The 22,456-nt window shown below is 34.2% G+C and carries 23 protein-coding genes; 16 read left to right on the forward strand and 7 right to left on the reverse strand.

Annotated features, from left to right (window positions below; translation table 11 throughout):
* The first annotated feature begins 63 nt into the window (after positions 1–63).
* The 12 genes from miaB to MJQ71_RS08890 all read left to right on the forward strand — a co-directional run bounded on the left by miaB (position 64) and on the right by MJQ71_RS08890 (position 10,264).
* Positions 64–1,497 carry a tRNA (N6-isopentenyl adenosine(37)-C2)-methylthiotransferase MiaB gene (gene miaB / locus MJQ71_RS08835; protein ID WP_238806212.1) on the forward strand — a complete coding sequence of 478 codons (1,434 nt, stop codon included), beginning with the start codon at positions 64–66 and terminating at the stop codon, positions 1,495–1,497.
* 116 nt (positions 1,498–1,613) lie between these two features.
* Positions 1,614–2,930, forward strand: coding sequence for a sigma 54-interacting transcriptional regulator (locus tag MJQ71_RS08840; RefSeq protein ID WP_238806213.1), 1,317 nt, complete (start codon positions 1,614–1,616; stop codon positions 2,928–2,930).
* The gene (locus MJQ71_RS08845) at positions 2,911–3,459 is read left to right on the forward strand and encodes an LptE family protein (protein ID WP_238806214.1); all 549 of its coding nucleotides are present in this window, start codon (positions 2,911–2,913) and stop codon (positions 3,457–3,459) included. The genes MJQ71_RS08840 and MJQ71_RS08845 overlap by 20 nt, the downstream gene beginning before the upstream one ends.
* A 38-nt stretch (positions 3,460–3,497) precedes the next feature.
* On the forward strand, positions 3,498–4,160 hold the full coding sequence (locus MJQ71_RS08850) for a DUF8458 domain-containing protein (RefSeq protein ID WP_238806215.1): 663 nt from the start codon (positions 3,498–3,500) through the stop codon (positions 4,158–4,160).
* Positions 4,161–4,213: 53 nt separating this feature from the next.
* A complete protein-coding gene (gene secG, locus MJQ71_RS08855) occupies positions 4,214–4,573 on the forward strand; it encodes a preprotein translocase subunit SecG (RefSeq protein ID WP_238806216.1) in 360 nt (119 codons plus the stop codon).
* A gap of 222 nt (positions 4,574–4,795) precedes the next feature.
* Positions 4,796–5,155, forward strand: coding sequence for a LytTR family DNA-binding domain-containing protein (locus MJQ71_RS08860; protein ID WP_238806217.1), 360 nt, complete (start codon positions 4,796–4,798; stop codon positions 5,153–5,155).
* A gap of 144 nt (positions 5,156–5,299) precedes the next feature.
* On the forward strand, positions 5,300–6,253 hold the full coding sequence (locus MJQ71_RS08865; protein ID WP_238806218.1) for an aldo/keto reductase: 954 nt from the start codon (positions 5,300–5,302) through the stop codon (positions 6,251–6,253).
* A 94-nt stretch (positions 6,254–6,347) separates the two neighbouring features.
* Positions 6,348–7,160, forward strand: coding sequence for an ion transporter (locus MJQ71_RS08870; RefSeq protein WP_238806219.1), 813 nt, complete (start codon positions 6,348–6,350; stop codon positions 7,158–7,160).
* Positions 7,161–7,209: 49 nt separating this feature from the next.
* Positions 7,210–8,349 carry a 5-(carboxyamino)imidazole ribonucleotide synthase gene (locus tag MJQ71_RS08875; RefSeq protein WP_290370168.1) on the forward strand — a complete coding sequence of 380 codons (1,140 nt, stop codon included), beginning with the start codon at positions 7,210–7,212 and terminating at the stop codon, positions 8,347–8,349.
* Between the two features lie 77 nt (positions 8,350–8,426).
* Positions 8,427–8,912 (forward strand): 5-(carboxyamino)imidazole ribonucleotide mutase, encoded by a 486-nt coding sequence (gene purE, locus MJQ71_RS08880; RefSeq protein ID WP_238806220.1) that lies wholly within the window; start codon positions 8,427–8,429, stop codon positions 8,910–8,912.
* Between the two features lie 4 nt (positions 8,913–8,916).
* On the forward strand, positions 8,917–9,432 hold the full coding sequence (locus MJQ71_RS08885) for an N-acetyltransferase (RefSeq protein WP_238806221.1): 516 nt from the start codon (positions 8,917–8,919) through the stop codon (positions 9,430–9,432).
* Between the two features lie 97 nt (positions 9,433–9,529).
* On the forward strand, positions 9,530–10,264 hold the full coding sequence (locus MJQ71_RS08890) for a lytic transglycosylase (protein ID WP_238806222.1): 735 nt from the start codon (positions 9,530–9,532) through the stop codon (positions 10,262–10,264).
* Between the two features lie 43 nt (positions 10,265–10,307).
* Here the strand turns inward: MJQ71_RS08890 and MJQ71_RS08895 are convergent, their stop codons facing one another.
* The 4 genes from MJQ71_RS08895 to MJQ71_RS08910 all read right to left on the reverse strand — a co-directional run bounded on the left by MJQ71_RS08895 (position 10,308) and on the right by MJQ71_RS08910 (position 13,472).
* Positions 10,308–11,060 carry a hypothetical protein gene (locus tag MJQ71_RS08895; protein ID WP_238806223.1) on the reverse strand — a complete coding sequence of 251 codons (753 nt, stop codon included), beginning with the start codon at positions 11,058–11,060 and terminating at the stop codon, positions 10,308–10,310.
* A 78-nt stretch (positions 11,061–11,138) separates the two neighbouring features.
* Positions 11,139–11,399: a hypothetical protein gene (locus MJQ71_RS08900; protein ID WP_238806224.1), complete on the reverse strand. Its 261-nt coding sequence runs from the start codon at positions 11,397–11,399 to the stop codon at positions 11,139–11,141.
* Positions 11,400–11,406: 7 nt separating this feature from the next.
* Complete coding sequence (locus tag MJQ71_RS08905) at positions 11,407–12,195, reverse strand: lipoprotein signal peptidase (protein ID WP_238806225.1); 789 nt, start codon at positions 12,193–12,195, stop codon at positions 11,407–11,409.
* A 68-nt stretch (positions 12,196–12,263) separates the two neighbouring features.
* Positions 12,264–13,472, reverse strand: a complete 1,209-nt coding sequence (locus tag MJQ71_RS08910) for a proline dehydrogenase family protein (protein WP_238806226.1) — start codon at positions 13,470–13,472, stop codon at positions 12,264–12,266.
* Between the two features lie 180 nt (positions 13,473–13,652).
* Here MJQ71_RS08910 and MJQ71_RS08915 point away from each other — a divergent pair, with 180 nt between their 5' ends.
* Positions 13,653–14,747 (forward strand): chorismate mutase, encoded by a 1,095-nt coding sequence (locus MJQ71_RS08915; RefSeq protein WP_238806227.1) that lies wholly within the window; start codon positions 13,653–13,655, stop codon positions 14,745–14,747.
* A gap of 75 nt (positions 14,748–14,822) precedes the next feature.
* On the opposite strand, the gene MJQ71_RS08920 is transcribed toward MJQ71_RS08915, so the two are convergent.
* Positions 14,823–15,140 (reverse strand): hypothetical protein, encoded by a 318-nt coding sequence (locus tag MJQ71_RS08920; protein WP_238806228.1) that lies wholly within the window; start codon positions 15,138–15,140, stop codon positions 14,823–14,825.
* A 244-nt stretch (positions 15,141–15,384) separates the two neighbouring features.
* On the opposite strand from MJQ71_RS08920, the gene MJQ71_RS08925 reads away from it, so the two are divergent.
* Both MJQ71_RS08925 and hemW read left to right on the forward strand, forming a co-directional pair.
* Positions 15,385–16,161 carry a class I SAM-dependent methyltransferase gene (locus MJQ71_RS08925; protein WP_238806229.1) on the forward strand — a complete coding sequence of 259 codons (777 nt, stop codon included), beginning with the start codon at positions 15,385–15,387 and terminating at the stop codon, positions 16,159–16,161.
* A 100-nt stretch (positions 16,162–16,261) separates the two neighbouring features.
* On the forward strand, positions 16,262–17,437 hold the full coding sequence (hemW, locus tag MJQ71_RS08930; protein ID WP_238806230.1) for a radical SAM family heme chaperone HemW: 1,176 nt from the start codon (positions 16,262–16,264) through the stop codon (positions 17,435–17,437).
* 20 nt (positions 17,438–17,457) lie between these two features.
* Here the strand turns inward: hemW and MJQ71_RS08935 are convergent, their stop codons facing one another.
* Together MJQ71_RS08935 and MJQ71_RS08940 are read right to left on the reverse strand one after the other, a co-directional pair.
* Positions 17,458–18,231, reverse strand: a complete 774-nt coding sequence (locus tag MJQ71_RS08935) for a hypothetical protein (protein WP_238806231.1) — start codon at positions 18,229–18,231, stop codon at positions 17,458–17,460.
* Between the two features lie 76 nt (positions 18,232–18,307).
* Positions 18,308–19,675 carry a M24 family metallopeptidase gene (locus MJQ71_RS08940; protein WP_238806232.1) on the reverse strand — a complete coding sequence of 456 codons (1,368 nt, stop codon included), beginning with the start codon at positions 19,673–19,675 and terminating at the stop codon, positions 18,308–18,310.
* 175 nt (positions 19,676–19,850) lie between these two features.
* Here MJQ71_RS08940 and MJQ71_RS08945 point away from each other — a divergent pair, with 175 nt between their 5' ends.
* On the forward strand, positions 19,851–22,250 hold the full coding sequence (locus tag MJQ71_RS08945) for a TonB-dependent receptor (protein ID WP_238806233.1): 2,400 nt from the start codon (positions 19,851–19,853) through the stop codon (positions 22,248–22,250).
* Positions 22,251–22,456: the final 206 nt, after the last annotated feature.

Below are 22,456 nucleotides of genomic sequence, written 5' to 3' on the forward strand. Positions count from 1 at the left end.
TTTTGTGGTTCAATTTTACAAATTGAATGTTTATCAACCTTTTACAGGAAAAGATTTCAAAAAATGAAATTAGTTACAAACTCATTAAAAATTCTCCAAGAAGAAGATAAAGAAAACTTGGACGTAGCCCGCATCAGTGAAGACGAAAAGAGTACCGCAAGTCGTAAACTTTATATTGAAAGCTACGGTTGTCAAATGAATTTTGCAGATAGCGAAATAGTCGCCTCTATTATGCGACAAAATGACTTTGCTACCACTTCAAAAATAGAAGAAGCCGAATTAATATTGCTCAATACTTGTGCCATTAGAGAGAATGCCGAGCAGAAAGTTAGACACCGTTTACAACACCTTATTCCTTTCAAAAATAAACGTAAAAATGTTAAAATAGGCATTTTGGGCTGCATGGCCGAGCGTTTGAAAACCAAATTATTGGAAGAAGAAAAGATTGTCGATATGGTGGTTGGGCCTGATGCTTATCGTGATTTGCCAAACCTCATTAATGAAGTCGAAGAAGGGCATAAAGCTGTGAATGTATTTCTTTCGAGAGAAGAAACGTATGCTGATATAACGCCAATTCGCCTTGATTCAAATGGAGTAACGGCTTTTATCAGCATCATGCGTGGTTGTGACAATATGTGTAGCTTCTGCGTTGTGCCTTACACTCGTGGTCGTGAACGTAGCCGTGATGCCCATTCTATCGTAAAAGAAGCAACTGACTTATTTAATCAAGGCTACAAAGAAGTTACGCTTTTAGGACAAAATGTTGATAGCTACAAATGGAAAGCAAATGAAGATGAGACAAGTATTGTAACGTTTGCCAATTTGCTGGAAATGGTTGCACAAATTAATCCTGATTTAAGGGTTCGTTTTTCAACTTCTCATCCCAAAGATATTACTGACGAAGTACTTTATACAATAAAAAAATACGACAACGTTTGTAAATATATCCATCTTCCTGCACAAAGTGGCAGTAGTCGTATTTTAGAACTCATGAATCGTACATACGACCGTGAGTGGTATATGGCACGAATTGACAGAATTCGTGAAATTTTGGGTGAAGAATGTGGTATTTCACAAGACATGATTGCAGGTTTCTGCACCGAAACGGAAGAAGACCACCAAGAAACGCTGTCATTACTTGATTACGTAAAATATGACTACGGTTATATGTTTGCTTATTCGGAAAGACCCAATACGCCTGCTGCAAAAAAATTGAAAGATGATGTTCCAAACGAGGTAAAAAGTCGTCGTTTAGCCGAAATTATTGCTCGTCAACGAGAACATTCGTTTGAGCGAAATCAATTATCACTTGGAAAAGTTCACAAAGTTTTGGTTGAGGGTTTCTCTAAACGTTCGGAAAATGACCTTTCAGGACGAAATGATCAAAATAAAATGGTTATTTTTCCAAGAGAACATTTCAAAAAAGGTGATTATGTAAATGTTTTAGTAACCGATTGTTCTTCGGGCACTTTGAAAGGACATGCTGTTATTGAATAACATATATTTAACCATCAAAATGAAACGTTACAAATGAAAATTGAGGAGCATTTCTAGTTCAACAATACATTTAATTAAACTAATAGCTAACAGCCAATCGCTAAAAGCTAAATAAAATGAGCAACAACGCAGAATTACAGTCAGTCAAAAACCGCTTCGGCATTATCGGAAACGCTCCCGCTTTGAACCATGCTCTCAGTGTGGCCATTCAGGTTGCTCCTACCGATTTGACTGTGCTTATAAATGGTGAAAGTGGTAGCGGGAAAGAATCTTTTTCTAAGATAATTCATGCATTAAGTTCTCGAAAACACGGACCTTTCATTGCCATTAACTGTGGTGCAATTCCTGAAGGAACAATTGATTCTGAACTTTTTGGCCACGTAAAAGGCTCTTTTACAGGTGCAATTGACGACCGAAAAGGTTATTTTGAAACCACTAATAGCGGTACTATATTCTTAGACGAAATTGCCGAACTTCCCATCGGAACGCAAGCACGATTGCTCCGTGTACTTGAAAATGGCGAATTTATTCCTGTGGGTTCATCAAAAGTTAAGAAAACTGATGTAAGAGTTGTGGCAGCAACCAATGTCAACTTGTTGGATGCCGTTGAACGTGGAAGATTCCGTGAAGATTTATATTATCGCCTCAATACAGTACCGATTCATGTACCTGCACTTCGTGAACGAGGCTATGATATCGAATTGCTTTTTAGAAAATTTTCTACTGATTTCGCTGAAAAAAACCGTATTCGTCCAATAGAGTTAACTGAAAGTGCTGGACAAATGCTCATGAATTTTCGTTTTCCTGGCAATATTCGTCAATTAAAAAACATTGCTGAACAAATTACTATTCTTGAAGTAGAAAGATTGGTTTCAGCCGAAATTTTGACAAAATATCTTCCTCGTGAACAATCGAGTGGCTTACCAACTTTATTGAAAGGATTAAACGGTGGCAATGATAGTAATTTTTCAGAGCGAGATTTATTATATAAAGTGTTGTTTGACATGAGAAAAGACATGACTGATTTAAAAAAACTGGTTATGTCTTTGCTACAAGGTGGTCAAATCGGTGCAGATGTGGTTCAACAACACCAAGATTTATTTCGAGGAATTCATCCAGAAGAAAGTGTTGCATTGGTTGCTCCAACTGTTTATGCTCCACCTCAGCCAAATAACTATCAAAATTACCACCAACCAATTGATAATCAAGGAGTTATAAAAATCGACAACCTTCAAGATGACCGACTAAATATTGAAGATATTTCGCACGAAACAGAGGACAATTCGTATTCGCTCGAAAAACAAGAAAAAGAAATGATTGCTCGTGCTTTGAAAAAAAATAATTTCAAACGCAAATACGCCGCTTTAGATTTAGGGATTTCAGAAAGAACACTTTACCGAAAAATCAAACAATATGATATTGAAGACGAATAAATTTGAAGTTGGTTTTTACTTAAGAAAGTCATTCACTTTACTAATTTTTACATTTATTACTTGTTTTTTTACAAGTTCATGTAAAATTTATTCATTCACAGGCACAACACTTTCGAGTGAGTTAAAAACCATTACAATTCAAAATTTTGTAATGAATACTGCAGGCGGACCTGCAAACTTGACTTTAACTTTTACAGAAAAACTTAAAGAATATTATCAACGAAATACAAGTTTAAAGTTAAAACCAAACGATGCTGATTTGCTCTTAGAAGGCTCTGTTACAGGTTATGAATTAACACCAGTGTCGGCCACATCAAGCGATAAAGCAGCTCTTAATCGGCTGACTATCAGGGTTGAAGTTAGATTTGTGAATAGTAAAGATGAAGACCAAAGTTTTGAAAAAGAATTTTCTTTTTACCAAGATTTTCCACAAGAACAAACTTTGGCACAAGTTGAAGGGAGTTTAGTACCAAAGATTATCGACCAAATTGTGTTGAATATTTTTAACGATACTGCAGCACAATGGTAAGCACAATTTAAAACAAATGATAATCAACTAATAAAAATATGTTGGATAAAAATAATTTTATTGATTTTCTGAGCAACCCGCAGGCATTGTCATTGAATGAGATTATGTTCTTAGAAAATGCGACAAAAAAATATCCGTATTTTCAGTTGAGCTACACACTTATTGCCAAAGGGATTTATGCCAAAGCTCCCGAAATTGCCCAGGATGCCGTTCGGAAGGCCGCCGTTTATGCATTGAGCCGCAACGCTCTGCGTAAAGTTATTGAAAATGATATGGATTGGAACTCAGTTACGACTGCAAGGTTTATTGAGTCACCGATTGAAAATAAATTTTCGCAAGGAACTATTGAAGATGAATTAAACCGTGAGAAATTGGAAGAAGAATTAATAGAATCAATTGCAAAACCCGCTCTTAGAAATATACAAGATGAACAATTAGCCTTAATTGAACAATTTATTAAGAAAGAACCACGTATTCAGCCAATTAGAAAGAACGATGGAAGCGAGGAATTTGAGGATTTGAGTGAACGAAGTACAACCCTTAATGGCCCACTTTTGACGGAGAGTTATGCGAAAATTTTGGCTCGTCAAGGTAGATTTGACCAAGCAATTGAAGTTTATCACAAACTTATTTTAAAAAATCCCGAAAAAAGTGCTTACTTTGCGGAAAAAATAACAGTCTTACAAAAGAAAATGTTATAATTTCCCAAGCAAAAATTTAAAATATTATTCATAGTTAATCATTCATTGAAAAAATGTACACTACAATTTTAGTTTTAATGGTAATTGTTGCCATCTTGTTAGTTTTAGTAATTATGATTCAAAACCCAAAAGGTGGCGGAATTTCTAGTGAATTTAGTGGTGCTGGTTCACAAATGTTTGGTGTGCAACGCACAGGCGATATACTTGAGCAACTTACTTGGGGCTTTTTTGCTTTTATCATTGTAGGTGCTTTAACGGCTGGCATATTTTTAGACAAAACAGGTGCAGCAGCAGAAGACAATGGTTTGAATGTTGAAAAAACTCAAACTCGTCCTGCAACAGCACCAAGTACTGTTCCAGCTCAAGCTCCTGCAACAGCTCCTGCAGGTACAACTCCAGCTCCAACAAAATAATTTTTGTTAGAATATTTTTTTAAAGGTGAAAAACTAAAAAGTTTTTCACCTTTTTTTGTTCTTTATTGTGCTTAAAAAGACTTTTTTCTTACTAAATACCATTAAAAATATCGCCAAAAACAGGTAAAAATACCTGCTTTAATCCTTCATTACTTCTTTACTTTTGTAGGTACGAAAATACACAAATACCCTTTTTTCTGCCATAATATAAAATCTTGAACCATGAAAACCCTCTACTTGACCCGTCATCAACAGATTAATATAAATGAAATATTATACCTTCAAGGTGATAGTAATTATACCTTTATTCATAGCGTAAATAAGCCAACAACAATTGCGTCAAAAACACTTCATCTTATTCATTCATCTATTGATTACGAATCATTTATCAGAATAAGTAAAAATCTGATTCTAAATATTGATTACATTTCGACTTATGACATTGAAGACAAACGCCTTTCTTTGATACTTTACAACGGTCAACAATTTACAGTTTCTCGCCGAAGATTTAAAAGTTGTTTAGATAAAATTGGTGTTTTTCGTGCTATAAAAATTCAGAAAAAGGCTCACTCTGCTGCATAATTGATTGTGTATATAATCTTGGATTTTGAATGAAATCCAAGAAATATTCTGATGAAATGCTATACTATTGTTAATTAAATAATTTTGTGATTGATATTTCGTATTCATCGTTATTTTTGTCGAAATAAGATAATCGAAACAAACATGAAACATTTACAGTTCAACAACGGTGATAAAATGCCCGCTTTAGGTTTAGGAACCTGGAAATCGGCCAAAGGTGAAGTTTATGAAGTAATCAGAAAAGCTATTGAAATTGGCTATCGCCATTTTGATTGTGCATTTATTTATGGGAATGAACACGAAATTGGACAAGCAATTTCGGATGCAATAAAAAATAATGAAGTAACACGAAATGAACTGTGGATTACATCAAAACTTTGGAATAATCGGCATAAAAAAGAGCATATTCAAGCAGCCGTTGAAGTAACTTTACATGATTTACAGCTCGATTATTTAGATTTGTATCTAATTCATTGGCCAGTTGTTCATAAATATGATGTCAGTTATCCAGAAAATGGAAGTGAATTGGTTAGTTTAAATGAAGTGCCTTTGTCAGAAACATGGCAAGGATTAGTTGAATTAAAAGAAAAACAATTAACTAAACATATTGGTGTTTCCAATTTTAGTATCAAAAAAATAAATCAGATTACAGAAAAAACAGGTGTTCTACCAGAAGTTTTACAATTAGAATCACATCTTTTTCTTCAACAGAAACAAATCCTATCGTTTACTCAGGAAAAAGGAATTTTCTTGACAGCATTTTGTCCACTTGGGTCTGCCGATAGGCCAGCAAGTAGAATTTCAGAAGGTGAACCTAAATTATTTGAAAACCAAACCATTATTGAAATTGCTCAAGAAAAACAACAAACTCCAGCTCAAATTATGCTTGCTTGGGCGGTAAATCGAGGAACTTCGGTTATTCCAAAATCGGTAAATCCACAGCGTTTAAAAGAGAATTTAGCATCCGCAGACATTGAGCTTTCTTCTACCGAAATGGCTAAACTAAATGATTTAGATATACATTATAGATACATTAAAGGCGATTTTTGGTGTTTAAAAGGCAGCGATTATACAATTGAAAACCTTTGGGATGAGTAATCTTTAGGTTTAAAAGTGGTTCATTAACAAAAATCTATCTTTACTTTTTGTTAATGAACCTTTTTATTTACTTTGACGAAAATATCCAAAATAAATGGAGAGAAAAGTCTCACTGCGAAAACACGTACATAATATTCTTGAAATTACTTGGCACCGAAAGCCTGGACTAGGATTTTGGGTAAACATTATTTTAACAGCTATAATTTCGCTCAATGCTCTTGCTATAATTTTAGATACAGTACCGAGTCTTCAAAAAAAATATCACGACATAATTCTCGACTTTGAAGTATTTTCAGTGGTTATTTTTACCATCGAATATTGCCTTCGTTTATGGTCATGTGTTGAAGAATCGGCCCATAGTCACCCAATAAAAGGTCGATTAAAATTTATTTTTTCAATTTGGGGATTGGTTGATTTACTTTCAATTTTGCCTTTTTATGTTTCTATTTTCTTGACCGACTTAGGTTTTATCAGAATCTTGCGATTGCTCCGAATGCTACGTTTATTTAGAGTCAGTAAGTATTTTCATGCCTTGAGAGTAATTCAGAATGTAATTAAGGAAAAACGTGAAGAACTAGTATTGAGTTTTGTTTTCATTTTTTTCATCTTAATTATTTCTTCAAGTACCGTTTATTATGTTGAACATGAAGCACAACCTGAAAAATTTACTAGTATTCCAGAAGCAATGTGGTGGGGAGTCAACGCCATGACAACAGTCGGTTACGGCGATTTACGTCCGATAACATCCGTTGGAAAGATTTTGGGTGGAATCATTGCCATCCTCGGTGTAGCTTTGTTTGCTTTACCAACTGGTATTTTGGCTTCAGGTTTTGCCGAACAAATTAGGGGAAATAAACAAAAAATTCGCTGTCCACATTGCGGTCAAGAATTTAACCATTCACATTAAGATTGCATTTCCATCCTCTCATGCTTATCTTTGCATAAAAAACTTCTTCGTGCAATTCGATAACACAAAAAAACTCGGTATTCTTGGCGGTGGCCAACTCGGCAGAATGATTATTCAAGCTGCGATTGATTTTGACTTCACCATTAAATCTCTTGATCCAGACCCCGACGCACCTTGCAAATACATTGCTCATGAGTTTGTCAATGGTTCTTTAAAAGATTACGAAACCGTAATGGCTTTTGGGCAAGATTGTGATATTATTACAATTGAAATCGAAAATGTAAGTATTGAAGCTCTTGAAACATTTGAAAAACAAGGCAAAGCTGTTTTTCCACAACCTTCTGTACTTCGTTTAATTCAAGATAAACGTGTTCAAAAGCAATTTTATAAAGACCATAATTTACCAACTGCTGATTTTATTTTGACTGAAAATCAAGCTGATGTCAGTAATTATATTGATTTTTTACCAGCAGTTCATAAACTTGGTAAAGGGGGTTATGACGGAAAAGGCGTACAGATCTTAAAAAATGCGACCGATTTACCAAAAGCATTTGACCAACCAAGCGTATTAGAAAAATTGGTTGATTTTGATAAAGAATTAGCGGTTATTGTTGCACGAAATCCTAGTGGAGAAATTAAAACTTTTCCAGTTGTTGAAATGGTTTTTCATCCAGAAGCTAATTTGGTTGAATACCTCTTTGCTCCTGCCGAAATTTCAAGTGATATTGAAAAACAGGCAGAACAAATTGCCGTAAAAACAGCCGAAGCATTTGGTGTAGTTGGTCTTTTGGCAGTTGAAATGTTTTTGACCAAAGATGGCAAAATCCTAATCAATGAAGTTGCACCTCGACCACACAATAGTGGGCATCAAAGTATCCGTGCCAATGACGTATCGCAATACGAGCAGCATTTACGAGCAATTTTTGATTTGCCTTTAGGAAGTACAAAAGCTCATTCTAAAGCCGCTATGGTCAATTTATTAGGAGAAGATGGCTTTTCAGGAGAAGCTATTTATGAAGGCATGAATGATGTTTTGGCAGTGGAAGGAGTTCATCCTTTTCTTTATGGTAAAAAGCTCACAAAACCATTTCGCAAAATGGGTCATATAACGATTATTGACCAAAATTTTGATAAATTAAAAGAAAAAGTCATTTTTGTAAAAGAAAAGCTAAAAGTAATCTCAAAATAAATGATAAATGTGTGAATTAAAATTGATGGGTTGTCGCCTTTTTTTATCTCACTTTTCTCATATACATATCTCAAAAAATGGTTGGAATAATAATGGGTAGCCTTTCTGATTGGAAAATCATGACTGGAGCAGTTGAAATATTGGAATTATTAGAAATACCGTACGAAAAAGAAGTGGTTTCGGCACATCGTACACCGCAAAAAATGATTGACTATGCTCTTTCAGCACGAAAAAGAGGATTAAAAGTTATCATTGCAGGAGCTGGTGGAGCTGCACATTTACCAGGTATGGTATCATCAAGCACAACTTTACCAGTGATTGGTGTGCCAATAAAATCAAGCAATTCGATTGATGGCTGGGATTCAATCCTTTCTATTTTACAAATGCCTGCTGGTGTGCCAGTAGCAACAGTTTCACTCAATGGTGCAAAGAATGCAGGGATTTTAGCTGCTCAAATTTTGGGGGTAAATGACGAAGAAATTGCTAAAAAATTGAGAGCTTATCGCGAAGGGTTGAAAGATTTAGTAGAAGAAATGAATGAAGAATTAAAGAAAACAGTTTGATATTTTGACAAAAATTCTCAACAGTACCATTGAAGATATTGATGTGATTTTTAAGCTTTACGATGAGGCAATAGTTTATCAAAAAACTAAATTTGATAAGCATTGGCAAGGATTTGAACGTACGCTTATCGAAACAGAAATCAATGAAAAAAGGCAATGGAAAATAGTAATAAACGGAAATATTGCCTGTATTTTTGCAATTACTTATGAGGATGAACTGATTTGGGGAGTAAAAAACAATGACCCAGCAATCTATATCCATCGAATTGTGACTGATCCACTCTTTCGTGGCAATAATTTTATAAAGGTTATCATTAATTGGGCCAAAGATTTTGGAAAACTGATTGACAAACAATTCATCAGGATGGATACTTGGGGAGATAATGAGGCTTTAATTCAGCATTATACTCAGTCTGGCTTTAGTTTTTTAGGACTTACAACTCTTCAAAAATCTGAAGGTTTACCTAAACATTATGAAGGTGCGTGTTTGAGTTTGTTTGAAATTAAAATCACACATTGATTAATATCATTTGTTCTAATATAAAACTATTATAACTTTTCGTCAAAATATATTATTAAGCTTGTTTTCCTATTTATAACTTTAAATTTCTTTTCCCATGCAGTTCGAAGACCGAGACAATCGAGAACAACGAAATGAACGTCCCAAAGAAGCTTCCCGTAACTTGCCGATGGCAGTGTTATTGGTTCTTATAGGAATAATTTTTGCATTGCTTTACATCGGCTGGAAATATATGTCCGATGACACCTCTAGTAATGATGAATTGACTGCTGTTCCAGCAGATACTGTTGCAAATGCAATCAAAAGTCGTCCAGAAGAGGTCATTCCTGAAGAAGAAGCCTCAACTACAAGCAACTCTAGCGATTTACCTGCTGTTTCTGTACCCAAAATTGGAGAAAAAAATGAGGCTACAGCAACAAATACAGTAAAAGAAGAAAAATCAAAAGAAGATAAACCTAAAGAAGATAAAACAAAAGCAGAAAAACCTAAGGATGAAAAGCCAAAAGTAACAATTCCTTCAGGTGGGGAAACCTACACTCACACTGTTGGTGATGGAGAAACCTTCTTTGGTATTGCTAATCGATATAATATCAAGAAAGAAACCCTTAAAGCAATGAATCCTGGTGTTGATGAGAGCGGAATAAAAGTTGGTATTACCAAATTAAAAATTCGTATCAAAGCCATCCATACCGTTGGACCAGGAGATATTATTAGAGTAGTGAGTACAAAATATGATGTACCGCAAAACTTAATTATGCAGGCAAATAAGAAAACGAAAAATTATGCTGCAAGAGGAGAAAAGCTTATTATCCCATTTGCAGAAAAACAATAAGCATAAAAAAAGGCTAATTTCGATTGAAATTAGCCTTTTTTCTTCAAATACTATTATAATACTTAAAAATTGTAATCAAATCATTTCGATCTTTTACCGATAAATCATTTTGTTTGATAAAGTTTTCTACTTCTATTTTTTTATCAGCCATCAATCCTAGTACTTCTTTCTTATTTGTATTTAGTTTCAATACTTCTTTTCCTTGAGTTACAAATAACTGTTTTTCTTTACTTATTTTCACATCTTTACTACCTGTATTGAAAGCCTCAACATAATCTGGTTTAAGAATTGTTACTTTTGTATAGTCTAAAAGTTTCACTTTCCCATCAACTAGTACTTCAAAAAAACTAGGTTTGGTTTTATCAAAATTATCAACAAACTCTAAAGTACTTACATAATTTTTAATTAATTGATTCGGTCTAATGAGTGAAAAGCTTTTTATTAAAGTTCCAGAAATAACTTTAATTCCTTCTGGCGTGTTAAATTCCACGTCATTTCCATATAAAATAATTCTTACTTGAACATCAGTTAAAGAATCTAATTTTACGACACCTTTTGGAGTAGAAATTGTTTTGGGATAAAATCGAACTGTTGCTAATGACCAATCTGTATCAAGGTAATAACTTCCCAAAACTTCGGTTGTTCTTGTATCAAAACCATAAAGCATCGTTGACGTATGCTGTCCAATTTTTAGTCCATTTATATTCAAGGCGTCTTTGGTATTTTGCATCATTGTATTCTGTGCAGAAACATTGATACAAATCAGAGCAAATAAAATGTGCTTTAGCTTATTCATAAAACTTGAAAGACTAATGTGAACTTTTTATTCAACGAAAAAAAACTTTCTAGATATAAACCTCTTTTCACAACAATACTAAATCACAAAATTTACTACTAACAATAATATTGTTAGAAAAATAAGCAAAGAAGTTTGACGAAACTTAATTTGGCTGTATTCTGCACTATTTTTAAGACTTCTCAATGATAAAATCTCAAAAAACAAACATAAACCACCCAAAACACCAACTGCGGTCGACTTAATAGTTGGAGAAGGTATCTGAGCTGGCACAATGATTAATCCTAAAAATAAAACAATAATTATCCACTTGAAATTCTGACTTGATATTATTGACATAGTTTTATTATTTTATAGTTAAATTATCAGAATCTTCATCGCTTATTTCTTTTGATGAATCTTCGGTGAGTCTAAATTGGTTATCTTCTTCTACAATTTCGGCAACTTCTTCATTCATTTCATTGGCCAAATTTTCCTCTGATTTCAATTCTTCTTCTGCTGAAATTTCGGAAATATTATTTATTTGTTTGTGTTTTGCCTCAAATTCAAAGAATTTTTGCTGAAAAATCAGAATACTTACTACACCACAAAAAATACAAGCATCAGCAAAATTAAAAATTGGTGTTGTATTGAAATCACCTCCAATAAAGGGAATCCAATCTGGATATTGGCGGTCTAATCCATAAGCATAAAACATATCGATTACTTGTCCATGAAACCAAGGAGTAGAAGCACCGATTGGAGCATTATGCAAGAAAACTCCGTAGAATGTACTATCTATTACATTTCCGATAGCCCCTCCCAAAACTGCTGCAATTGACCAAAGCAATCCAGAATGTGCATTCTTTTGTGCTAAATGAACTAAATACCAACAAATGCCCACCATTGCACCCAAACGAAAAGTCGTCAAGATTAACTTGCCATATTCACCACCAAGCTCCATTCCAAACGCCATTCCTTTATTTTCCACATAATGAAGTTTGAAGAAATCTGGAATTAAATCAATTTCTCCATAATGATTTGGAAGAACATCATAAAACATCCAAAGTTTGATGGCTTGGTCTATGAGAATCAACAAAATTGTTAAAAACAAGAACTTGTACGGGGATTTTCCTCTTAAAGTGATGTCAGACATTCTAATAAATTTAATTTCTTCCAAAAATAAATGTAAAATAATAATAATTAACTGTTTTTATAGAAAAATCAAGCATTTTGACTTAAAAGTCTTCTTTCACGCTCTTTTTTGACTAATAAATATTCACGACTACTTTGTCCTGCAATGGAAGAATTTTCTTCAGCACGACGAAACAAATACGGCATAACTGCTTCAACAGGGCCATAAGGAACATATTTTGCGACGTTGAAACCTGCATTAGCCAAATTATAAGAAATATTGTCGCTCATTCCTAAAAGTTGAGCAAACCAAATTCTTGTATCATCTTTTTCAATCCCTTTTTCTTGCATCAATCGAATGCACAATAAACAACTGTCTTCATTGTGTGTACCTAAACAAATTGACAAAACATCAATATTATCAACAGCAAAATGCACTGCTTTGTCAAAATCTTCATCAGTTTCTTGTTTGGTAATATGAATTGGGCTTTTATACTCCATTTCGGCAGCTCTTCTTCGTTCTTTCTCAATATAAGCCCCTCTCACCAATTTAGCTCCGATTTTATAATTTCCTGCTCGGGCAGCATCACAAGCATTAGTTAGGTTTTCGAGACTTTCCCAACGATACAATTGATATGTATTATAGACAATGGTTTTGCCACTGACATTATACTTTTTCATCATTTCATAACTCAACTCATCAATTACATCCTGAATCCAAGTTTCTTCGGCATCCAAAAAAATTCTAACGTTCAGTTTTGATGCTAATTTACAAAGATTATCTACACGATCATGCACTCTTTGGTAGGCAAGTTTTTCATTGGAGTCCAAATTTTGGTTGTCTTCTTGTACTTTTTCAAGAAGTTCAACAGAAGCAATTCCCGAAACTTTAAAAACTGAAAAAGGAATATAAGCCCCTTGTTGAGCTGCTTTTTCGATAGTTTTGGCTATTTCTTTGGCTGTTTTATCAAAATCTTTTTCGTTGTCTTCTCCTTCGACTGAGTAGTCAAGAATCGTTCCCACTTTAGCCTTTGCCAAATTTTCTATGGTCTTTTGACAAGTATCAATGCTTTCTCCACCACAAAATTGACTAAATAACGTATTTTTGATAAGAAATTTTACAGGTAAACCTAATTTTAATATTAATTTTATAAAAAAAGTTCCTATCTTTACGAGCCAATTTTGATTCATCATTGCAAATATTAAGTATGTTTTACGTAACTTACTATTTGATTGGTGAGCAAAGGCAACTGATGTATCCTCGAAACTAAGTATATGATGCTGCGAAGCAGTTTCCATATTATTTGTTATTAAAATTTTATAAAGTATTTAGTTTTGTTGATGATTTGTACTTTTTCAATATGAAACGTTAATTAGTTATTGAATCAACTTGAAATCGAGTGCAAATATATTACATTTAAAGAGTATTTTTTTTGATTTTTTTATAAAAGCGAATCATATCGCTCCTTTAATTAACTAATGAAAGCAAATTTAGACGTACTTCCTCTTAGCAGTTGGATTGATACCGCAGGGAAGCCATTGATTATCGCTGGGCCATGTAGTGCCGAGACCGAAGAACAAGTTTCGGAAACCGTTTCACGCATTGCCAAAGAAGGCTACGCACACGTAATACGTGCAGGTGTTTGGAAACCTCGAACTCGTCCAGGTAGTTTTGAAGGTATGGGAGAAGCAGCTTTGCCTTGGTTAGCAGCGATGAAAAAAGAAACTGGCTTACCTATTGCAGTAGAAGTTGCTACGCCTCAACATATCGAATTGGCATTGAAATATGGCATTGATATTCTTTGGATTGGTGCAAGAACAACCGTAAATCCATTCAATGTACAAGATTTAGCGGATGCCTTGAAAGGAGTTGATGTACCAGTATTGATTAAAAATCCAGTAAATCCAGATTTGGCTTTGTGGGTTGGTGCTTTTGAGCGTATTGCTGGAGCGGGTATCAAGAAAATGGCGGCAATTCACCGTGGTTTTTCTAATGCTCAAGAAACAAAATTCCGTAACTCACCAATGTGGCAATTAGCGGTTGAGTTGAAAACGTTATTTCCACAATTACCAATGATTGGTGACCCAAGTCACATGGCCGGAAAACGTGCTTATTTGTATGAATTAGCTCAACGTGCGTTAGATTTGAATTATGATGGTTTAATTATTGAATCTCATCGTAATCCAGACGAAGCTTGGTCTGATGCTTCTCAACAATTAACGCCAGAAGCTTTGGGCGAAATGTTGCGTTCATTAGAAATCCGTAAACCATCTTATGGCGAAGATTTCCAAAGTGAATTAGACCAATTACGTCAAAAAATTGATAATATCGACCGTGAATTATTAGAAGTTTTAGCAGCACGTATGGCTGTTGTTGAAAAACTAGGCGAATATAAACGTGAAAATAATGTAGCTGTTTTACAACTTGACCGTTGGAAACAATTACACAATAGTCGTGCAGATTTGGGTAAAAAATTAAACCTTTATCCTGAATTAGTTGAAGAAATGTTCAAATTGATTCACATGGAGTCTATCCGTAAACAAACGGAAGTAATGAACCAACAACCTGCTTAATTTTTAGCAAGTTTATTAATAGAAAAAGCATCAGTTTTATCGCTGATGCTTTTTTGTTTTTAGAAAGGTAATTTATCAATGAAAATACTTCCACATTTTCATTTTGAAAAAAAGCTGTTTAGTTTGACGGCTCATTGCATCCATATTTATTTCTCTATTGAAACAAATAGATGTTTGTGAGGATAATAGAAAAAAACAATCTCGTTTTTTAGAAATATATTGTAAGAATAAAGGCTTATTTTGGTCAAATAGAACTGGAACTTTCATACTTTGTTCCGAATTTTTGTGCTTAATTGAAGGAAGAAATGATGAATGTAAACGATAAATATCTGTTTGAGCAAAAATAAAAGTTGAGTAAAACATTAATCCAAAGATAAAAGTAGCTCTTTTCATGGGATAAGAATATTTGTTTTATTTGAATAACGTCAAATTCGGAGCAAAATTTTAAAAGTATTAATAAACGACTATTGTAATGAAGCATTTTTTAATTCACTAATAATCAATGGTTTATCTCTAATACTTTTTCTTTTTTATTATATTTTATCCGATTATGTAATTATTTAATTACATAATTACATAATTACATAATTTAGAATTCTTATTTCTTCACTAACTTTGCAAAAAAAACAACAATCAAGTGAGTAAATACGCAACAACCGAAATAACCAGTGCCGAAATTCCATCGGATAACCCTGTTCATCAACGTTTATATTTTCCGTATGTAGAGGCGGCAAAAATTATTCATGGAAATGTTTTAGAATTGGGCTGTGGCTGGGGTCGTGGCGTAGAAACACTCATAGAAAAATGTGAAAATTACACTGGTCTCGACAAAAACCAACCTTTGATTGACCAACTTCAAGCTGCCTATCCGAAACATACTTTTCGTACAGCAGATTTGCCGCACCTTTCTGCTTTTCAAGATAATACTTTTGATTTTGTAGTGACGTTTCAAGTTATCGAACATATTCAGGATGACCATAAGTTTTTGTCAGAGATTGCAAGAGTTTTGAAACCTAACGGCAAAGTTTTACTAACAACTGTTAATCGCCCTTATTCATTAAGTCGAAATCCATGGCATATTCGTGAATATGACACGCAGGAATTACGTACATTGATGCAAAATTATTTCTCTAAAGTAGAAACAATGGGTGTTGGAGGAAACCAAAAAGTATGGGATTATTACGAAGAAAATAAGCAATCGGTCAATAAAATTATGCGTTTTGATATTTTTGATTTGCAACACCGATTACCCGCTTGGATGCTCCGCGTTCCTTACGAATTTTTGAATCGTTTCAACAGAAATAAATTAATGGCCGAAACAGGGAGTTTAGCCGCTTCAATTGATGTAACTGACTTTCATGTATCAAATGAACCTGAGAAATGCATTGACTTCTTTTTTGTAGCAACTAAGTAGTTGTTTTTGTTGCGAGTTGTTTAAATTGCTAAAAATAAAAATACGATGATTCGTATCTAGCTTAAAATATAAATTTGCAACAAAACTCTGCCATAAAACTTTGCACCTTTATCTACACATACCTTTCTGCCGTCGAGCTTGTCATTACTGTGATTTTCATTTCAGCACAAATCTGATGTTGAAAACAACCGTTGTCGAATCTATTTGTAAAGAAATTGAATTACAAGCCGATTACCTCAAAAATAAGCATTTAGAAACCATTTACTTTGGTGGTGGAACTCCTTCCCTACTTAACATGAATGAATTGTACGACATTTTTGAGACAATTAAAAGGTTTTACACTTTTGCCGACGACATAGAAATAACAATGGAAGCCAATCCTGATGATATTACAAGAGATAGATTGGCTATTTTACAAAGGTTTGGTTTTAATCGTTTGAGTATCGGCATTCAGTCATTCGACGATAACCACTTGAAATACCTAAACCGCATCCATAATTCACAAAATGCGGAGGATTGTGTGCATCTGGCTCAAGAAATGGGTTTTGAGAACCTCACAATTGATTTAATTTATGGCATTCATCCATTGTTGACACTGCCTAAAAAAGAAAAAAAAACAGACTCGGCATTTACACACGGTGTTCATCAAATTTGGCAACGAGATTTAGAAAAAGCCATTTCGCTGAATGTACCTCATATTTCCTCTTATTGCCTCACAATTGAACCCAAAACAGTTTTTGGCAAATGGTTACAAATCAACAAGATTCCGCCGATTGATGAAGAGTTTGCGTCTCAACAATTTGATATTTTGGTCAATACTTTAGCAGAATCTGGCTATGAACAATATGAGATTTCTAATTTTTGTAGAGATAATCGCTATTCAAAGCATAATACTTCGTACTGGAAACGCCATGAATATCTAGGTGTTGGTCCGTCTGCTCATTCATTCAATGGGGAGTCTCGCCAATTTAATGTATCGAATAATCCAGCTTATATCAAAGCACTTTCGCTTGGGCAAGTACCCGCCGATTTTGAGATTTTAACTCCTGAAGAAAAAGTAAACGACTACATTATGACTGGCTTACGCACCAAATGGGGCTGTAATCTACTAGAAATCGACAAGTTAGTTGGTCAAAAATGGATAAAATCTAATGAAGAAGTACTACGCCAAAATATCTCTCTGAATTTCTTAAAACTTGATAACCATCTACTTACTCTCACACAAAAAGGAAAATTATTCGCCGATAAAATTGCAAGCGATTTGTTCTTGGTATAAAAATTTAAATAATCGTTTTTCTACTTAGCAAATCTTTTCACCAAAAACCTCATCAACAAATTCAGTAAAATATTTACCAAAAATCCTAATCCAAAGGCAATAGCAATTGGGTAAATCGGCAATAAAATTGCTTGTAAATACAAAAAAGAAGCAAAACCTATAAAGCCCGTTAGCATTCCTCTCAAAATAATTGAAGTACCATAAGCACCTTGTGTATAGTGCGTAAAAGCAGATAAAATAGCTGTAATAATGGGAAAAGGCGTCAATATTCCACTCCAAGTTGGACCAAGAATTTTGGCTAAATATGTAATAAGGGCAACAAAAACCGTGATAATAATCATTCTTAAATAAATATCATATTTCAATGTTTGGTTAAGGCTCGCTTTTTTTTCCAATATTGGAAAAATGCCAAGTCCAATCAAACTCAAAGCAATTGTTGAAGCAAACCACGCATTCAAACCCATCAATGCCTCAATACAATTAAGTAATAAAGTGGTGGTCAAAAATGCCAAATAAGCCAATAACAAACTTAAGTACCATTTGAATTTGATAGCCGAATAAATGTATGCAAAGCAAAAAGCAAGCACACCAATAATGCCAATCATTACTCCTTTGATGCTATTAACAGTAAAATCCACTCCTTGTTCGAGTGTAAAGAACAACATAATCGGTCCTGCTATCCAAGGTAAACTTGCAATCATTCCACCGACTAAATTCCCCCATTTTTTACTCGCTAATGTAACACCACCAATCACAATTGGCATCATTATCAATTTAATCAATAAAGTATTCATGGTGCAAGAAAACAAAAAAACTTGTTACAACAATCAATAATTGTAACAAGTTTTGGAAATCTGTAATGGTAAAATTTTATTTCACCGCATTCAATACTCTTGGAATTGGAATTATTTCAGTTTGACGGCCATCAATGTATCGGAAACCCTTTTCATCAAAAAAACCATCTTCTTCCAGCATGATTCTGACTGTTTTCTTCCATTCGGCCAATTCTACGGAAGCATTTAATTCGATTGAATAGGCCGTATTTAAGTTTAATGGGTAATCACCGCTACCGATTGTTTTGCCTTGATTGTCCCACATACCAATTGTCGGGCCAGCGGCGTGACCATGATTACCAATTGGATGTGTATAAATCGTTCCTTTTAAACCTTGTTTTTTTGATTGTTCGAGAGCTTTTGCCAAGATTTCATTACCCGACATTCCAGCTTTAAAATTATTTGTTAAGCAATTTTGTACTTCATTTCCTTGTTTAAACGCATTTTTCAAAAAATCTGGCACTTCGCTTTCACCCGCTCGAAGCACATAAGCGTGTTGTTGCTGGTCAGTATTAAGACGTAAATAAGTAATGCCAAAATCGCAATGTAATAAATCACCTGCCATGATTACTTGTTTTTGTGGACGTTTGGAAAAAGTACGTAAGTGGTCGAAATTTTCGGGGTCATACCGTTGAATGTCAACGGTTGGATGAAACCACGTTTCTAAACCTAAATCGGTTACTCGCTGACGCATCCACCAAACAACATCATCAGTTGTAGTTATACCAGGTTGAATAACTCTATCTGAAAATGCTTCTTGAATAATTTCGTGTGAAATACGGCAGATTTGTTGATAAATCGCCATTTCTCGTTCGGTGCGGGTTTCAAGCCAATTAACCGCTAAATTTGATGCAGAAACCACCCGATTATGAAACTCAGCAGGTAATTTATCCATAAATTCTTTTTGTTCAGTAAAAGTTAGGCCATCAGCATGTGCATAATATTTCGAGAAATTCAAGCCTATTTTTTTGGGATTTTTATCTTTAATGGTTTTTATTAAAGCATCCCATTGGTCAGGACTGGTATTCAAATCCCATTCACCTTTGAGCAAATTTCCAACATCATAGCGGGCAATTGCGTAGCGTTCGACCCCTCCTTTTTCACCTTCAGGCGGCGTTCCGCTGTCAAAGAAAACCATAATTGTACGCCTACGTGCAGAAAGCCATACGGCAGGCAACATCGTTTTCATTACAGGATCTTCGTTATATTCTCTCGAAATAATAATCCACATATCGATACCTTCTTTTCGCATCAATTTGGGTAAAAGATTAGTCATTTTATCTTCTAAAAGTTCATCAATAACGTTTGCACGTTCTCTTTCAGAAAGAATTTTTGGGGTAGAAATTTGTGAAAAACTAAAAAAACCAGAGAGTCCAAAGAGTAAAAATAACAGCGTTTTTTTCATGATGAAGCTAGGAGAAATGAATGATAAAAAATAAATAAACACCAATATTATTGCATTTTAAAGCCAAAGATAAATCGCACAATGCTAAAATTGACTATTTTCTAAAAAATATTCAAAGATTTTTATACTTTTGAAAACATTCCACTGAAATACAGATTCTAGCTATTCATATCTAATGAAACTAATTTCCTTCTATCTACTTTTTACTGTTCTATTTTTAAACAGTTCATTAATTTTTGCTCAAAATAAAACCCAAATTATCAGAGGGACAGTTATTGACCGAATCACTAGACAACCAGTTATTGGTGCTTCTATTGCAGTCATTGGCACTTCACAAGGTTCATTAAGTGATGTTTTAGGAAATTTTTCTATTCCAAATGTGCCAATTGGACGACGTTCAGTAAAATGTACTTCGATTGGATATGAAGCATTTTCGAGTGAAGAATTTATTTTGAATTCAGTGCGAGAAGTCGTATTGACTATTGATTTGAAGGAAAGTACTGGAGAATTACAAGAAGTTAAAATTACGGCTTCACAAAATACCAGTCGTCCTGTAAATGATTTAGCTTATGTAAGTGCGAGGTCATTTACGGTCGAAGAAACTGAAAGGATTCCTGCCTCGGTGAATGACCCAGGTAGGATGGCACTTTCTTATCCAGGCGTAAAAGCTGGAAGAGATGAAACTGAAAATAAGATTATTGTGAGAGGGAATTCTCCATTTGGCATTTTGTGGCGACTAGAAGGTATTGATATTCCGAATCCAAATCACTTTGCACAACCTGGTTCGGGTGGTGGCGGAATAACGGTTTTCTCTGCACAATTAATGAGTCGTTCAGATTTTTTTACTGGTGGAATGCCCGCCGAATATGGAAATGCTCTTTCAGGAGCATTTGATATCCGTTTTCGAGAAGGAAATCAGCAAAAAAGAGAATACCGTACAAAATTAGGGGTTTTAGGACTTGATTTTTCAACAGAAGGAGCGATTCAAAAAGGTCGTTCTTCGTATTTAATCAACTATCGTTACTCAACATTAGGTTTATTGAGCCAAATGGGTTTCAATTTGGTTGGAGAACGCGTTACAAATAATTTTCAAGATTTATCATTCAATTTAGCTTTTCATAGCAAAGACGGAAAAAAAACAACTACTATTTTTGGTTTAGGTGGATTAAGCGAAGAGCATTATATGCCCGTTGAAGACCCACAAAAAAGAATTTTGGGAAAATCAGACAATTGGGAAGAACGCATAAGGCCAGCAAATATGGGTGCTGTGGGCGTAACTTATAATGCAAATCTCAACGAAAAATCTTCTATCAAATTCGTTGTAGCGGCAATTGGAAGTTCAATCAATCGAACAGGAGATACACTAAATTTACAAAATGTTCATTATCGGTACGAAACTCAAAAATATGAAGAATCACGGTTAGCCACGACTGTGGCTTATAATTATAAGTTTACCCCTAAAACCCGTTTTAAAATGGGGGCAATTTTAAATCTTGTTGACTTTGTATTTTTCAAAGAAACAGCTCCTCGAACAAACGTTTCGGATGTAAATCAATTTAATGTTGGTCGCCAAACCTCAGTTAATGGCAGTGGAAACACTCAAACGAGTCAGGCTTACGCTCAAGTTGTACAAAATTTAGGAAAAGGCTTAACAATGAATGCAGGTTTACATTTTATGTACTTGTTTTTGAATAAAACTTCATCTTTAGAGCCTCGTTTTTCGATACAATACCGTTCTCCAAATGCTCATAGTTTGAGTTTTGCTTATGGTTTACATAGTCAATTTTTACCAATGAGTGCCTATTTTTATGTCAGAAAAGACAGTGTTGATGGCAAAGTTATCACTACAAAAGCGAATGCTAATTTACAATTTCCTCGTTCCAATCATTTCATTTTAAGCTATAATTATATTACACCAAATTTATGGAAATTTTCGGCCGAGGTTTACTATCAATTAATCAATCGAGTGCCCGTTGAACCTAAAATTGGCTCAACTTATTGGATGTTGAATTATGCAGAGAGTTTTCCTGAAACCCCAACAGTAAGCAAAGGGAAAGGAAAAAACAAAGGAATTGACGTTTCAATTGAGCGTTTTTTCTCTAAAAAATACTATTTACTTATCACTGGTTCAATTTTCGATGCTAAATATCAAGCTTACGACGGCAAAATATACAATTCAGCTTTCAATGACAGATTTAGTACTGCATTGACTTTTGGCCGAGAATTTATGTTTAAAAATGGTTCTGTATTCCAATTAGGTGGTCGTTCTATTTATAATGGCGGCTATCGTTATACCCCTCTCGATGAAGCTGAATCGGCCAAACAAAAACGTTTTGTTGCATTAAAAGGAGCAGATTATGCAGCTTTTGCCCCAGCCTATTTTAGAATTGACGGCAGAGTATCATACAGAACTAATCGCAAAAAATTTGCTTCAGTAGTTTCATTAGATGTTCAAAATCTAACTAATCAAATTAATTATACAAGTGTACAATACAACAGCGTCACCAATAAGCTTGAACCACGTAAATCTGGCAGTGGTTTTGTGCCAATTTTGAGTTATCAACTTGATTTTTAGCATTTAGTATTATCAAAAAGTTTTTCAATCAGAATGACTCACTTTCGACAAGAATTTAAAGTTGAAAAGTCATTCTTTTTTGTTATAATATTTCTGCAGAAAAATAAAGCACAACGTTTCTTCATTTTTTCACGTCATTAAATTAAGAATTACTGAGGAAACAGAATCGGGTCGTTTAGCTTCACACTTTGCCTATTCATCTCAAT

Source organism: Emticicia aquatica, assembly GCF_923079645.1.
Classification (GTDB): Bacteria; Bacteroidota; Bacteroidia; order Cytophagales; family Spirosomataceae; genus Emticicia; species Emticicia aquatica.